Genomic DNA, 14,285 nt, shown 5'->3' on the forward strand with positions numbered 1-14,285 from the left:
GATGTTCTCACCGCAGCTTCGGGTCGAAGGCGTCACGGATCGCGTCGCCGAGCATGATGAACGCCAGCACGGTCAGTGCCAGGAAGGCCGACGGGACGATCAACGGGGTCGCCGCCTCCCGCATGTGGATCCGGCCGGTGTCGATGTCCTGCCCCCACGAAATGGTGGGCGCCTTCAGGCCGATGCCGAGGAAGGAGAGCGTCGCCTCGGCCGCGATGAACGAGCCGAGCGCGATGGTCAGCACGACGATCGCCGGGGCCAGCGAGTTCGGCAGAATGTGCCGCCACATGATCCGGCTGTTGCCGGCGCCGAGCATCCGGGCCGCCGCGACGTAGTCCTGCTCCTTCGCGGTGATCACCGAGGACCGGACCACGCGGGCGGCGGTGGTCCATCCGAGGAGGGCCAACACAAAGACGACAGCGCCGATCCGAGCCCACTGGTTGTCACTGGACACCCGCTTGAGCAGCACGATCGCGGCCAGCAGCAGCGGGATGCCGAGCACCACGTCGATCACCCGGGAGAGCACAGCGTCGACCCAGCGGCCGAAGTAACCGGCCAGCATGCCGACCACCAGCGCGATGATGCCGGTGCCGAGCGCGGCGAGCGCGCCGACCAGCAGCGACGCCCGGGTGCCGTAGACCGCCCGGGAGTACGTGTCGCAGCCCTGGAAGTCGTACCCGAAGATGGCCCCGCCGGACGGCCCGGCGTGCTGCCGGGAGAGCAGGCAGTCGTTCGGGTTGTTGGCAGTGAAGACCCCGGGGAGCAGCGCCATCAGGGTGAAGATGACGACCAACGCCAGCGAGATCCAGAAGATCGGGTTGCGGCGCAGGTCGCGCCAGGCGTCCCCGGCCAGGCTGCGGGGCTTGTTCGCGGCGCCGACCTGGTTGGGCGTGCCCGGCTCTCCCGAGGGGCCACGTCGCGCGGCCTGGTTCTCGGTGGCCGCCACAGTCTCAAAATCACTCATAGCGGATCCTCGGGTCGAGTACGGCGTACAGGACGTCCACCACCAGGTTCGAGACCAGGTAGACCACGACGAGCACGCTGACGATGCCCACCACCAGGGGGCCGTCCTCGGTGCGGATGCCGCGGAAGAGGTTGAAGCCCACGCCGGGGATGTTGAAGACGCCCTCGGTGATGATCGCGCCGCTCATCAGGTTGCCCAGTTCCACACCGAGGAAGGTGACCACCGGGATCAGCGAGTTGCGCAGCACGTGGACGATGACGATGCGCCGCTTGACCAGGCCCTTGGACCGGGCGGTCCGGACGTAGTCCGCGCGCAGGTTCTCCGCCACCGAGGCCCGGGTGAGTCGTAGGGCGGTGGCCAGCGACAGCGAGCCGAGCACGATGCCCGGCAGCAGGAGCGCGTAGAACGTCGGGTCGGAGCCGGCGGTGGGTGGGAAGAGCTGCCACTTGACGCCCAGGAAGTACTGCGCCAGCGGTGCCAGCACGATCGTCGGGATGCCCAGCACCAGCAGGGTCAGCACCAGCGTCGAGTTGTCGAAGATGCTGGCCCGGCGGATGCCGGCGAGAACCCCGGCGGTGACACCGAAGATGATCGCCACGGCGAGCGCGATGAGCGCGAGCCGCACGGTGACCGGCCAGGCCTGCTGGAGGATGTCACCGATGCTCCGACCCGTGAGCGACTCGCCCAGGTTGCCCTGGAGCAGGTCCTTCACGTAGTCGAAGTAGCGGTAGAAGAAGCCACCGACGCCCGTCTGATCCAGGTTGTACTTCTCGGTGAGGTAGGCCCGCTGCGCTGGCGTCACCGGCCGTTCGCCGGCGAGCGCCTGGATCGGGTCGCCCTGCCCGGCGAATGTCAGCGCGTAGACGATCAAGGTGGTCCCGAAGAACGCCAGGACCATCTGCAGTAGGCGCCGCAGGATGTAGCGGAACATGCTTAGCAGTCTCTCCGGAAATGTGCGAAAGGGTCGCAGGACGGCATCTCTGGTCGTACCCGAAATATCCGAGACGTTCCGTCCGGCCCGGGGGAGCCGGCGCCACCGACGCCGGGTCCGCTGCTGCGGCCCGGCCCCGGTGGCGCGGTCGGGGCCACCCGGGCATCGTCGCCCGGGTGGCCCGCACCATGGTCAGCTCAGCTGGCTGCTTCGATCTTGACGAGGTTGACCCGCTGGAACAGGTCCATCTCGACGTTCTTGACCTTGGACGAGTGGCCGAACACGTTCTCGCCGAAGCGGAGCGGGATCACCGGCATGTCCTTGGCCAGGATGTCCTCCGCCTGCTGGTACTTGGCGATCGCCTCGTCCTGCGTCTTGGCGGCGGAACCCTCCTTGACCAGCTTGTCGAACTCCGGGTTGCTGTAGCCGTAGTAGTTCGACGAGCCGTTCGTGCTGTACAGCGGGCCGAGGTAGTCCTCCATGGTCGGGTAGTCCATGACCCAACCCATCCGGAACGCACCCACCGGCGTCTTCTTCTCGACCTTGGTCAGCAGGTCGGCGAACTTCGGCTCGACCGAGCCGACCGCGTCCACGCCCAGGTTGGTCTTGAGCTGGTTGACCGTGGCGTCGACCCAGTCCTTGTGCCCGCCGTCGCCGTTGTACGAGATGACGATCTTCGACGGACCGCCGGCGGCCTGGTAGAGCTTCTTGGCCTCGGTCGGGTTGAACTCGGCGGCCTTGCCGGCGGTGTCCTCCCGGTAGCCCGGCAGGACCGGCGCGACGAAGGAGCGCGCCGACGTCTGCGAGCCCTTGAAGACCGACTTGGTGATCTCGTCACGGTCGATCGCCATCGAGATGGCCTTGCGCACGTCCGGGTTGCTGTAGTCCTTGTCGAACGTCGGGAACGCGAGGAACTGGAACGACGACATCGGGCTGGTCTTGTACCGGTCGCCCAGGTCGCTCGGCGCGGTGCTCAGGCTCTCGGTCGGGATCGTGGGCAGCACGTCCAGGTTGTCCGCCAGGACGTCCGCGTAGGCCGCGGTGAGCTGCTGGTAGATCCGGAACTCGATGTTCTTGACCTTGGGCTTCTCGCCCGGGTACGCGTCGTAGCGCTCGACGTCGATCTTGCTGTCGTGCTGCCAGGTGCCCTTCATCTTGAAGGGGCCCTGCCCGATCGGCGCCTGCTCGTAGGAGTCCTTGAGCACGCCCGGAGCCGAGAACGCGGCGTCCGGCATCGGGAAGAACGCGTTGTAGCCCAGCGTCGTCTTGAAGTCGATGTACGGATCGGACAGCGTCACGGTGAAGGTGAGGTCGTCGACCTTCTTCAGGCCGGACATCTCCTTGGCCTTCGGCGCCTTGTCCTGCAGGTCGGCGTAACCAGCGATCTTCTCGAAGAAGGGGTTGGTGTCCTGACCGTTCGGGGCGTACGCGCCGTAGTTCCAGGCGTTGATGTAGTTCTGGGACGTGACCTTCTCACCGTTGTGGAAGGTGAAGCCGTCCTTGATCTTGATCGTCCAGACCTTGTTGTCGGACGAGGTGATCGACTGAGCGGCGACCTCGTACGGCTTGTTCTGGGCGTCGTAGTCGACGAGCGGGCTGAACAGGCCGGCGATCACCTGCGACCCGGACGTCTCGGTGGTGTTTGTGGGAACCAGGTGCTTCGGCTCGGCGATCTGGATGCTGACCACCGAACTGTCGCTGCCACCGGATCCACCGTCTCCGCCGCTGCCGCAGGCCGCGAGGCCCAGCGTCACCGCGAGCGGGAGGGCGGTCCAGGCGGCGAGTCTACGAACTCGCATTGAGCCTCCTCATCTCCTCACGCTGCGCAGTCAGGCCCGACGCTGGGTTTACGCTGCGCAACAAGCGGTAACGGTAGGTCGGTGACCGGCCTTCGACAACGACGCGGTTGCGGGTGGGTAACGGTCCGGGGTTGATTCAGTTGTCGAAGGCGAGTGAATCTGCTACCCCAAACCGGAATCATCGACTTGGCCTGCTGGAATGGCGACGTTTGACGTTGCGTTCGTACCCTCCCGGTCGGGTCGACGCCGCCTGGGGTAGCCGTCCCCTCTCCGTGAATCAGGCCCCTCCTGTCTGGTTCGACAGTGATTGAATCCACAGATTGTCACTGAAAGTGACTAGCAACACCTCACGCAGGGTTACTCCAGCGGCGGTCACTCCGACGTGACCCGGCCCGTCCGATGGCCGCCCCGCCACAGTGGGGCGGCGGACGGCCCGGAGCGAGGTCGTCTGATCCGCGGGCGGTGGCCGTGAGACGATCTGGTCGTGACGGCGACGCTTCTGGACGGCAAGGCAACCGCAGCGGAGATCAAGGACGAGCTGCGCATCCGGGTGAAGGCACTGGCGGAACGCGGCATCACCCCCGGGCTCGGCACGGTCCTGGTCGGGGCGGATCCGGGCAGCCAGGCGTACGTCAACGGCAAGCACCGCGACTGCGCCGAGGTGGGCATCGCCTCGATCCGCCGCGAACTGCCGGCCGACGCCACCCAACAGCAGGTCGACGACGTACTGGCCGAGCTGAACGCCGACCCGGCGTGCCACGGCTACATCGTCCAGCTGCCGCTGCCGGCCCACCTCGACACCCAGCGGGTGCTGGAGTTGATCGACCCGGACAAGGACGCCGACGGCCTGCACCCGGTCAACCTGGGTCGGCTCGTGCTCGGCTACGACGGTCCGCTGCCGTGCACGCCGCGCGGCATCGTCGAGCTGCTCCGCCGGCACGACGTGGCGCTGCGCGGGGCCACCGTCGCAGTGGTCGGTCGCGGCAACACGGTTGGCCGACCGCTCGGCCTGCTGCTCACCAGGCGCAGCGAGAACGCCACAGTCACCCTCTGCCACACCGGCACCCTCGACCTCGCCTCGCACACGCGCGCCGCCGACATCGTCATCGTCGCGGCCGGCGTACCGGGTCTGCTCACCGCCGACATGATCAACCCGGGCGCGGTGGTGGTGGACGTCGGCATCACCCGCGTCATCGGAGCGGACGGCAAGGGCCGCTACACCGGTGACGTGGACCCGGAGGTGGCCGAGACGGCCGGCGCGCTGGTCCCCATGCCCGGCGGCGTGGGCCCGATGACCCGGGCCATGCTGCTCACCAACGTCGTCGAGCGCGCCGAGCGCGGCTGAACCGGACGCCGGCGACGCCGGTGACGTTCGACCCATCCCGGCGACGGCCGCCGCCCCTGCCCTGTTCGGTGCCAGGATGACTGATACGGTCCGGAAAACCGACTGGTATCAGGGAGTGGGACGACCATGGGTAAGAAGGTCACTGTCGTCGGGGCTGGCTTCTACGGCTCCACCACCGCACAGCGCCTGGCCGAGTACGACGTCTTCGACACCGTAGTGATCACCGACATCGTGGAGGGCAAGCCCGCGGGCCTCGCGCTCGACCTCAACCAGTCCCGGGCCATCGAAGGCTTCGAGACCAAGGTGGTCGGCGTGACCACCGGCCCCAACGGTGAGGGCTACGAGAGCATCGAGGGCTCCGACGTCGTCGTGATCACCGCTGGTCTGCCGCGCAAGCCCGGCATGAGCCGGATGGACCTGCTGGAGACCAACGCCAAGATCGTCCGGCAGGTCGCCGAGAACGTCGCCAAGTACGCCCCGAACGCCGTCGTCATCGTGGTCTCCAACCCGCTGGACGAGATGACCGCGCTGGCCCAGCTCGCCACCCAGTTCCCGAAGAACCGGGTGCTCGGCCAGGCCGGCATGCTCGACACCGCCCGGTTCAGCAACTTCGTCGCCGAGGCGCTGAACGTGCCGGTGGCCTCCGTACGCACCCTGACCCTGGGCTCGCACGGAGACACCATGGTCCCGGTGCCGTCGAAGAGCACCGTCAACGGCAAGCCGCTGCGCGACGCCATGCCGGCCGAGCAGATCGAGGAGCTGGTCGTCAAGACCCGCAACGGTGGCGCCGAGGTGGTCGCCCTGCTCAAGACCGGTTCGGCCTACTACGCCCCGTCCGCCGCCGCGGCGCGGATGGCGAAGGCCGTCGCGGAGGACTCCGGCGAGGTCATGCCGGTCTGCGCCTGGGTCGACGGCGAGTACGGCATCTCCGGTGTCTACCTGGGTGTCGAGGCCGAGATCGGCGCCGAGGGCGTCAAGCGGGTCGTCGAGACCGACCTGGACGCCGACGAGCGCGCCAGCCTCCTGGAGGCTGCCGAAGCCGTCCGCGCCAAGCAGGGCGACATCTCCAGCATGTAGTTCCCCCGAACCACAGCATCAGCGAAGGGCGCGCCGGCAAAAGCCGGCGCGCCCTTCGCCGTCCACCCCACCGAGCCCAGTCCACCCCACCGAGCCCAGTCCACCCCACCGAGCCCAGGTCCGGCTGCGCTTGATCAAGAGGTTTGCGTCAGGGATCGCGCCCGTGGTGACGCAAACCTCTTGATCAACGAGGAGGGGGCGGCGGTGGCGAACGCCGCGGCCAGGCGGGTGGGGTGGGGCGGACGTCGGGTGCGGCGCACGCAACTTCGGGGATGTTGCTGCCTTGCGGGCACTGGAGGCAGCACCTTCGCTGTTGTTGCGCGGATCTTGAGTCGAGATCGTGCTCGATCCTCGTTGTAGTGGTCTCCCGGGGCTCGCGTCACCCCTCGATCCAGGATCGAGGGCCCTGCTCGACCGCTCCGATGGGTGACCCCTGCGCGGCACCCCGTCGATCATGAAGTTGTTGCCCTCCGGCTCGGCGTGTCGTGGCAATAACTTCATGATCAATCGGGCGTGAGGGGGCGCGGCGGGTGATCAGGAAGGGCTGGTGAAGGGGGTTCCGAGGTGGGGGGTGGCCAGGACGGTGGGGGAGTGGGTCTGCAGGGCGGTCAGCCGGGAGGTGCGGGCGAGTTCCGGGTCTTCCTCGTGGGCGTACGCCAGCTCGGGGTCGACGAGTTGCACCATGTGCACCAGCAGGTCCCCGGTGAACAGCATCCGTTCGTCGGCCGAGGTCAGGAGCACCGACTGGTGACCGGGCGTGTGGCCGGGGGTGGGCAGCAGACGTACCGCTGGGGTGAGGGCGGTCTCGCCGTCGACCACCCGGAGCTGGCCGGCGGCGCGCAGGGGCGCGATGAGGCCAGCCGGCAGCCCGGGGTTGAGCGTCTCCGCCGCGTCGATCTCGGCGCGCTGGACCAGGTAGCTCGCGTTCGGGAAGTACGGCTGCCCCGGCGTGCCGGTGACCGCCCAGCCGATGTGGTCGCTGTGTAGGTGGGTCAGGACGACAGTGTCGACATCGGCGGGGTCGATGCCTGCCGCAGCCAACTCGGCGGGCATCCGCCCCGGCACTGGCGCCCAGCTCGCGGCGGGTGCGTCGGCTGGGCCGATCCCGGCGTCGACGAGCGTGACCGGCCCGTCTCCGGCGCGGATCGCGAAGCTGCGGAACGGCAGCCACCATTGCCCGTCGGCGGTCACCGAGCCGGGGTCGCGCCGGTCGGCCTCCGCCCAGTGCGCCGCTGTGGCCTGCGGAAACGCCTCTGCGCGGGGCTGGAAGAAGGCACCCTCACCGTCGGTGAGCGCGGTGACCGTGATAGACCCGAGTGTGCGGCTCAGTGGCATCGGACGATGATTCCAGGGCATTCCTGTTCCGCGCAGCCCGGTTTCGCCGGCCGGTCGAGGCCGGCTGGGGGCTGTCCGCCCAATTGCAGTACGCTCGTACTGCTTGAGCACGTGTCCCCCGAGAGGAGCGCCGGCCGATGGCGAAGATCAAGGTAAACAACCCGGTCGTAGAACTCGACGGCGACGAGATGACCCGGATCATCTGGAAGCAGATCCGGGAGCAGCTGATCCTGCCCTACCTCGACGTCGACCTGCACTACTACGACCTGTCGATCCAGCACCGCGACGAGACCGACGACCAGGTCACCATCGACGCCGCCAACGCCATCAAGGAGCACGGCGTCGGCGTCAAGTGCGCGACCATCACCCCGGACGAGGCCCGGGTCGAGGAGTTCGGCCTGAAGAAGATGTGGCGGTCGCCCAACGGCACCATCCGCAACATCCTCGGCGGCGTCGTCTTCCGTGAGCCGATCATCATGTCCAACGTGCCGCGGCTGGTCCCCGGCTGGACCAAGCCGATCATCATCGGCCGGCACGCCCACGGTGACCAGTACAAGGCCACCGACTTCGTCGTCCCCGGCCCGGGCACGGTGACCATCACCTACACCCCGGCCGACGGCGGCGCGCCGATGGAGATGGAGGTCGCCAACTTCCCCGGCGGCGGCATCGCCATGGGCATGTACAACTACGACGAGTCGATCCGGGACTTCGCCCGGGCGTCGTTCCGGTACGGACTGGACCGCAACTACCCGGTCTACCTGTCCACCAAGAACACCATTCTCAAGGCGTACGACGGTCGGTTCAAGGACCTCTTCGCCGAGGTGTTCGAGGCCGAGTTCAAGGACGAGTTCGCCGCCGCCGGCATCACCTACGAGCACCGGCTGATCGACGACATGGTCGCCGCCGCGCTCAAGTGGGAGGGCGGCTACGTCTGGGCCTGCAAGAACTACGACGGTGACGTGCAGTCCGACACCGTCGCGCAGGGCTTCGGCTCGCTGGGTCTGATGACCTCCGTCCTGCTCTCCCCGGACGGTCGTACCGTCGAGGCCGAGGCCGCCCACGGCACTGTCACCCGGCACTACCGGCAGTACCAGAAGGGTGAGAAGACGTCGACCAACCCGATCGCGTCGATCTACGCCTGGACCCGGGGCCTGGCCCACCGGGGCAAGCTGGACGGCACCCCGGCGGTCACCGAGTTCGCCAACACCCTGGAGCAGGTCATCGTCGACACCGTCGAAGGCGGCCAGATGACCAAGGACCTCTCGCTGCTCATCTCGCGGGACGCCCCGTGGCTGACCACCGACGAGTTCATGAACGCGCTCGACGAGAACCTGGCCCGCAAGATCGCTGCCTGATCCAGGCGTACCGCGTCATCGGAGCCCGCCGGCGTCTCAGCCGGCGGGCTTCGGCGTGTCCAGCGTTGCCGCGCCGGTCGGCGTCACTGCCCCCGGCGCGCCTCGTTGACCAGGATGGACGAGATGCCAGTCGCGTCCAGGAAGGTTGACCACGGTCGACCCGCGGCACCCGTGCGCCGATCAGCCAGCCTTCCCGGCTGTGCCGTGCACAGCCAGCCGTCCCTTCCCTGCGGGGGGCCCTGTCCCGGGCCCCCCGCGCCCTGTTTCCCGCCAAGCCAACGCCGCACAGCACAGCGCCGAACAGCACAGCGCCGAGCTGCGCCGCGCCGCGCTCAGGCCCCGCGCAGCAGGTCGGCGGCGCGTTCCGGAGCGATGTCGTTGATGAAGACGCCCATCCCGGATTCGGAGCCGGCCAGGTATTTCAGCTTGTCCGTGGCCCGCCGGATGCTGAACAGCTGCAGGTGCAGGTGGCCCAGCTCGCGGTCGACCCGTACGGGAGCCTGGTGCCAGGCCGAGATGTACGGCATCGGCATGTCGAACAGGCCGTCGAAGCGGCGCAGGAGATCCAGGTAGAGCGGCCCGAAGGCTTCCCGCTCGCTGTCGCTGAGCGCCGGGATGTCCGGCACCACGCGGTGCGGCGCGACGTGCACCTCGAACGGCCAGCGGGCTGCCGCCGGGACGAACGCCGTCCAGTGTTCGTTCTCAGTGACCACCCGGTCACCGGTGGCGCGCTCGACGGCCAGCACGTCCGCGTACAGGTTGCCCCCGCCGGTTCGCTCGGCGTGCCGGCGTGCCGCGGCCAGCAGCGCGCGGGTGCGCGGCGTCACGAAGGGGTACGCGTAGATCTGGCCGTGCGGATGGTGCAGCGTGACGCCGATTTCAACGCCCCGGTTCTCGAAGCAGAAGATCTGCTCGACGCCGGGCAGTGCGCCGAGCGCCTCGGTGCGGTCGGCGAGGGCGTCCAGCACGGTGCGGACCCGGCGCGGGGGCAGGCTGGCGAAGGAGGCGTTGTGGTCCGACGTGAAGCAGACCACCTCGCACCGGCCGAGGCCCGGCCGGACCGGTGTGAACGGGGTGATCTCGCCGGGCTCCTCGGCCACCCGACCGCTCAGCGACGGGAACCGGTTCTCGAAGACCACCACGTCGTAGTCGGGTGCGGGGATCTCGGTCAGCCGGTCGCCCACCGACGGGTCGAGAGGGCACTCGTTCGCCGGCGGGAGGAAGGTGCGGGTCTGCCGGTGCACGGCGACCGCCACCCACTCGTCGGTCAACGGGTCGTAGCGCAGCTGCGACGCGGGGGGAGGCGGCGGCAGGTCCCGGCGGTCCGGCTGGTCGCGGACCGCGTCGTCGCGCTCGTCGAAGTAGATCAGCTCCCGGCCGTCGGCCAGGTCGATCGCGGTGCGCTTCACGGCGCCGTCCCCTCAGTTGTCGGCGTGCGCGTCACTCGGCCCGCCCCTGTCGCCTTGACCATGATCAATTCGCCCACCTGTTCGCCGAGTACCCGTCGTGCGGGTGGAGGCAACCGGTCGTCGCTGACCAGTACGTGGGCCGCCGTCAACCCGACGATCGAGGAGATGCCGACGGTGCCCCACTTGGTGTGGTCGGCGAGCACCACCAGCTGGTCCGCCGCCGCCACGAGCGCGCGATCGGTCTCCGCCTCCATCAGGTTCGGTGTGGTGAAGCCGGCCCGCTCGGTGATGCCGTGGACGCCCAGGAAGAGCAGATCCAGGTGCAGTGAGCGGACGGCCCCGACCGCGAGCGGACCGACCAGCGCGTCCGACGGTGTGCGTACGCCGCCGGTGAGCACCACCGTCTGGTCCGGGCGGCCACCGGCGTGCATGATCTCGGCCACCGGCAGCGAGTTGGTCACCACTGTCAGCTCGGGCACGTCCAGCAGCCGGCGGGCCAGTTCGGCGGTGGTGGTGCCGGCGGAGAGCGCGACCGCCGCTCCCGGCCGGACCAGTTGGGCCGCCCGGTCGGCGATGGCGGCCTTCTCCGGCAGTTGGCGGACCGACTTGGCGCGGAAGCCCGGCTCGTCGGTCGAGCTTGGCCCGGTCGTGGTGGCGCCGCCGTGCACCTTGGCCAGCAGGCCGCGCTCGTGCAGCGCGTCGAGGTCACGCCGGATGGTCATGTCGGAGACGCCGAACTCGCCTGCCAACTCGCTGACCCGGACGCCGCCGGTCGTGCGCACCCGCTCCAGGATGGCCGCCTGCCGCTGCTGAGCGAGCATCAGCCGTGCCTCCCCGAGCGTCCACGTACCCTCACGCGGTCAAACGTGTTCCAACAAAGATGAACACTAGCGCGTGCCGCTCAGCGGTGAAAGAAACGGGTACGGCGGTGCCTCAGGCGGTGGCGATCTTCAGCTCCACCCAGCCGGTCTCGGTCAGATGATGCAGCACGGCCTGCACCGCGTCCGCCACGCTCAGGTCGGTGGTGTCGAGCACCAGATCGGCGTCGGTCGGCTCCTCGTACGGGTCGTCGATGCCCGTCATCCCGGTGAGCAGGCCAGCCCGCGCCCGCGCGTACAGGCCCTTGCGGTCCCGCTGCTCGCACACCTCCAGCGGAGTGGCCACGTGCACCAGCACGAAACCCGATCCGGCGGCAAGAGCCATCTCCCGGGCGGTGGCCCGAGCCGCCGCGTACGGGGCGATCGGACAGCAGATGCCCACCCCACGGTGTCGGGCGATCTCGGCGGCCACCCAGCCGATCCGCCGGACGTTGAGATCCCGGTCGGTCTTGCTGAAGCCCAGCCCGGCGGAGAGTTCCCGACGCACCACGTCCCCGTCGAGCAGGGTCACAGTGCGGTCGCCGCTCTCCCGTAACGCGTCCGCCAACCCTCGGGCGATCGTCGACTTGCCCGAGCCGGAGAGACCGGTCAGGAAGACCACCAGCCCTCGCTGCCGACGCGGCGGCCGGGCCCGGGCCAACTCCCGCGCCACGGCGGGCGGCGTGTGCCACTCCGGTAGCGGGAAGCCCCGGTCGAGCAGGTCGTCGATCTCCGGCTGGGTCAGCGCGAGCCGGCGGTTGCGCGGCGGGATGTCCTCCCGCCAACGCCACTGCCCGTCGCGGTTGTCGTAGGCGAGTTCGCGCGGCACCAGCACCCGCAGCCCGGCGCCGGAGAGCATCTCCCCGGTGGAGAGCAGGTGGGTGACCCCGTACGCGGCCGAGACCCGGGCGCGCAGCAACGCGTCGCTGATCTCCTCGCGTCGGTGCGACAGTGGCACCGCGATCAGGGTGGCGGGCGGCATCCGGTCCCGCGCGGCGAAGATCGAACGGACCAGCGCCTCCGGTGGGAGCCCGTCTGCGCCACCCTCGCCGACCGGGATCATCACGAGCAGATGAGCGGCCAGGGTGCGGGCGGCGTGAGCGATCTGGGCGAGCTGTGGACGATGCAGCGGCCGATCGGCGATCACACCGAGCACCCGGCCCGGGGGCAGCAGCGCACGGACCTCCTCCGGGTTGCGCCGCAATCGCTGGAACGGACCGTGCCCGCCGTCGCCCAGCCGTCGAACCTGGCCGCCCACTCCCGACACGCCGTCGCGGACCGGCCAGACGTCGGCCACGTCCAGGGCGGCCGCCGGGGCGCCCTCCCCGTCGGTCAGCACGAGCGCCCGCCGGGCCGGGTCGCGCGGATCGAAGCTCTGCGCCAGGGCGGCCGGCACCTGGAGAACGACCGCGACCTGCCACGGTGTGCCGTCCGCCAGTCGGGAGCGTCGGCTGACCGAGACCAGGTCGGCGCGGGTCATGAAGCCGGTCAGCGGGGCGTACGCGCCGGTCAGCAGCAGCTCCAGATCCGCGAGCTCACCGGGACGTGGCGTGTACGCCGGTGCGTCACGCAGCACCTCGTCGGGCAGCACCCAGCCGTTGCTCATCCACACCCCCCACTCGCTGACCGGCACACAGTTTCGCAGCCGACCGCCCATCGGTCGAGGGCGCCACTCCAAGACCCACGCGGGCGGATCAGCGCTTGATCCGCCGGCCTACCGCCGACCGCAGCCGGTTCCACACCTTCCGCTGGTCGCGGATCCGGGGTCGCGAGCCGTCGGCCCGGCAGATGAACACCAGCGGCAGTCGCGCGTCCTCGGTCCATCCCACGTTCGTGATCCGGGCCTTGAGCTGCCAGCTGCCTCTGGTCCGGCCCCCGTTGAGGGCGGCGAAGTCGATCGTGGCGGTGGCCCGGTGCACCAGGTGGACGGTGTCCGCTCCGGTCGTACCGGTGATCCGCTCGGTCTGGAAGGTGTTCGGAAGAAAGATCTCGGCGCCGGTCTCCCGGTGGCGGGCCACCAGGTCCAGGCGGGCCTTGCGCACCTGCGCGGTGGCGTCGAGCACCTCGGGGGCGATCTCGTCCATCGGGAGCACCAGTACGTCGCGGCCATCGTCGGTGCGGAAGCCGACCGGCTGGTTCTCCGAGCGCAGCTCGGCGGCGAGGGTCACCGTGACGGCGTGGTCCGCGCGCTGGAGTTCGTCGATCGTGCCGTGCGCGGCGATGCCCGCCTCCCAGCGGGCCAGCTTGCGCAGGTCCGCGACGCGGCCCCGCTCCGCCAGGTATGCCACGGCCCGCAGCAGGGGTGGCAACCCGGCGGCGACACCAGGGGCGAAGCGGTCCTGGATGATCTTCTGGGTCTCCAGCGCGACCTGCTCCAGCCACGCCTCGTCGGCCTCCAGCAGCCGCTTGCCGCGCAGTCGGCTGATCATCTCGTTGCGCAGCCAGCGCCGGTGCAACCGGTCCCGCAGCGGACCGGGCTCGGTGTGCGCGTCGACGATGTCCAGCGCCTCCCGCACGGCCCGGTAGTAGCTCGACGGCTCCAGCCGGCCCGCGGTGACGTTGCGCGCGTCGGTCCGGTGGACGTGGTGGTAGCAGACGTAGTCGGACAGCACCGAGGTGTGCCGGCTCAGGAAGTAGGCCCGCACGACCATCGCGTGGTCCTCCAGCCGACGCTTTCCGCCCTCCGGAAACCGCAGGTCGTGCTCGTTGAGGAAGGCGCGCCGGAACAGCTTGTGACAGGTCAGGCTGTCGATCAGGGGCGCGTTCGCCAGGGTGGCGTCGAAGCGGTTCTTGCGGAACAGCTCCCGCGGCACCGGGCGTCCGTACCCGGCCATCTTCCCCACCACGATGTCGGCGTCGTTGGCCTTCGCGCAGGCGTAGAGCCGCTCCAGTGCCTCGTCGGCGAACCAGTCGTCGTCGTCAGCGAAGAAGACGTACTCGCCGCGGGCGTGTTCGATGCCGAGGTTGCGCGGACGCGACGGCCAGCCGGAGTTCTCGATGTGCAGCACCCTGATGTGTGGGTGCTCGGCGGCCAGCTGGTCCAGCCGCTCCGCGGTGTCGTCGGTCGAGCCGTCGTCCACGAAGACGGCTTCGAACTCGTCGGCGGGCAGTGACTGGCGCAGCAGCGAGGCAGCGAGCTTCTCGATGTGTCGGCCGCTGTTGTACGCCGGCACCACGACGCTCACCTTGGGGACGCCCACCTCGGCCATCAGG

General features: G+C 69.5%; 11 protein-coding genes. 3 read left to right on the plus strand and 8 right to left on the minus strand.

Annotated elements, in window-relative coordinates; genetic code table 11:
- Positions 1–7 precede the first annotated feature (7 nt).
- From ACLQ3F_RS14025 to ACLQ3F_RS14035, 3 genes are all read right to left on the minus strand, one after another.
- Entirely contained in the window at positions 8–964 is a 957-nt protein-coding gene (locus ACLQ3F_RS14025; RefSeq protein ID WP_357207420.1) for an ABC transporter permease, read from the minus strand.
- Positions 957–1,895: an ABC transporter permease gene (locus ACLQ3F_RS14030; RefSeq protein WP_112583767.1), complete on the minus strand. Its 939-nt coding sequence runs from the start codon at positions 1,893–1,895 to the stop codon at positions 957–959. The genes ACLQ3F_RS14025 and ACLQ3F_RS14030 overlap by 8 nt, the downstream gene beginning before the upstream one ends.
- Before the next feature lie 197 nt (positions 1,896–2,092).
- The gene (locus ACLQ3F_RS14035; RefSeq protein WP_357207424.1) at positions 2,093–3,694 is read right to left on the minus strand and encodes a peptide ABC transporter substrate-binding protein; all 1,602 of its coding nucleotides are present in this window, start codon (positions 3,692–3,694) and stop codon (positions 2,093–2,095) included.
- A gap of 484 nt (positions 3,695–4,178) precedes the next feature.
- On the opposite strand from ACLQ3F_RS14035, the gene ACLQ3F_RS14040 reads away from it, so the two are divergent.
- On the plus strand, positions 4,179–5,039 hold the full coding sequence (locus ACLQ3F_RS14040) for a bifunctional methylenetetrahydrofolate dehydrogenase/methenyltetrahydrofolate cyclohydrolase (RefSeq protein ID WP_088950132.1): 861 nt from the start codon (positions 4,179–4,181) through the stop codon (positions 5,037–5,039).
- A gap of 126 nt (positions 5,040–5,165) precedes the next feature.
- The gene (locus ACLQ3F_RS14045; protein WP_112583765.1) at positions 5,166–6,116 is read left to right on the plus strand and encodes a malate dehydrogenase; all 951 of its coding nucleotides are present in this window, start codon (positions 5,166–5,168) and stop codon (positions 6,114–6,116) included.
- Positions 6,117–6,650: 534 nt separating this feature from the next.
- Here the strand turns inward: ACLQ3F_RS14045 and ACLQ3F_RS14050 are convergent.
- Positions 6,651–7,451 carry an MBL fold metallo-hydrolase gene (locus ACLQ3F_RS14050; protein ID WP_425849094.1) on the minus strand — a complete coding sequence of 267 codons (801 nt, stop codon included), beginning with the start codon at positions 7,449–7,451 and terminating at the stop codon, positions 6,651–6,653.
- A 137-nt stretch (positions 7,452–7,588) separates the two neighbouring features.
- Here ACLQ3F_RS14050 and ACLQ3F_RS14055 point away from each other — a divergent pair, with 137 nt between their 5' ends.
- Positions 7,589–8,806, plus strand: coding sequence for an NADP-dependent isocitrate dehydrogenase (locus ACLQ3F_RS14055; RefSeq protein WP_355010184.1), 1,218 nt, complete (start codon positions 7,589–7,591; stop codon positions 8,804–8,806).
- 332 nt (positions 8,807–9,138) lie between these two features.
- On the opposite strand, the gene galT is transcribed toward ACLQ3F_RS14055, so the two are convergent.
- From galT to ACLQ3F_RS14075, 4 genes are all read right to left on the minus strand, one after another.
- Complete coding sequence (gene galT / locus ACLQ3F_RS14060; protein ID WP_425849097.1) at positions 9,139–10,215, minus strand: galactose-1-phosphate uridylyltransferase; 1,077 nt, start codon at positions 10,213–10,215, stop codon at positions 9,139–9,141.
- The gene (locus ACLQ3F_RS14065) at positions 10,212–11,036 is read right to left on the minus strand and encodes a DeoR/GlpR family DNA-binding transcription regulator (RefSeq protein WP_357207882.1); all 825 of its coding nucleotides are present in this window, start codon (positions 11,034–11,036) and stop codon (positions 10,212–10,214) included. The genes galT and ACLQ3F_RS14065 overlap by 4 nt, the downstream gene beginning before the upstream one ends.
- Before the next feature lie 112 nt (positions 11,037–11,148).
- The gene (gene cysC, locus ACLQ3F_RS14070; RefSeq protein WP_357262659.1) at positions 11,149–12,678 is read right to left on the minus strand and encodes an adenylyl-sulfate kinase; all 1,530 of its coding nucleotides are present in this window, start codon (positions 12,676–12,678) and stop codon (positions 11,149–11,151) included.
- 88 nt (positions 12,679–12,766) lie between these two features.
- Positions 12,767–14,281 carry a glycosyltransferase family 2 protein gene (locus ACLQ3F_RS14075; RefSeq protein WP_425849100.1) on the minus strand — a complete coding sequence of 505 codons (1,515 nt, stop codon included), beginning with the start codon at positions 14,279–14,281 and terminating at the stop codon, positions 12,767–12,769.
- Positions 14,282–14,285 lie beyond the last annotated feature (4 nt).

Source organism: Micromonospora sp. DT15, from assembly GCF_049841475.1.
Taxonomy (GTDB): Bacteria; Actinomycetota; Actinomycetes; order Mycobacteriales; family Micromonosporaceae; genus Micromonospora.

Excerpts from the sequence above, each read along its gene's own strand:
- ACLQ3F_RS14025 (WP_357207420.1), bottom strand. The coding sequence starts at position 964 with ATGAGTGATTTTGAGACTGTGGCGGCCACCGAGAACCAGGCCGCGCGA.
- cysC (WP_357262659.1), bottom strand. The coding sequence starts at position 12,678 with ATGAGCAACGGCTGGGTGCTGCCCGACGAGGTGCTGCGTGACGCACCG.
- ACLQ3F_RS14055 (WP_355010184.1), top strand. The coding sequence starts at position 7,589 with ATGGCGAAGATCAAGGTAAACAACCCGGTCGTAGAACTCGACGGCGAC.
- ACLQ3F_RS14050 (WP_425849094.1), bottom strand. The coding sequence starts at position 7,451 with ATGCCACTGAGCCGCACACTCGGGTCTATCACGGTCACCGCGCTCACC.
- ACLQ3F_RS14030 (WP_112583767.1), bottom strand. The coding sequence starts at position 1,895 with ATGTTCCGCTACATCCTGCGGCGCCTACTGCAGATGGTCCTGGCGTTC.
- ACLQ3F_RS14045 (WP_112583765.1), top strand. The coding sequence starts at position 5,166 with ATGGGTAAGAAGGTCACTGTCGTCGGGGCTGGCTTCTACGGCTCCACC.
- ACLQ3F_RS14035 (WP_357207424.1), bottom strand. The coding sequence starts at position 3,694 with ATGCGAGTTCGTAGACTCGCCGCCTGGACCGCCCTCCCGCTCGCGGTG.
- ACLQ3F_RS14065 (WP_357207882.1), bottom strand. The coding sequence starts at position 11,036 with ATGCTCGCTCAGCAGCGGCAGGCGGCCATCCTGGAGCGGGTGCGCACG.
- ACLQ3F_RS14075 (WP_425849100.1), bottom strand. The coding sequence starts at position 14,281 with ATGGCCGAGGTGGGCGTCCCCAAGGTGAGCGTCGTGGTGCCGGCGTAC.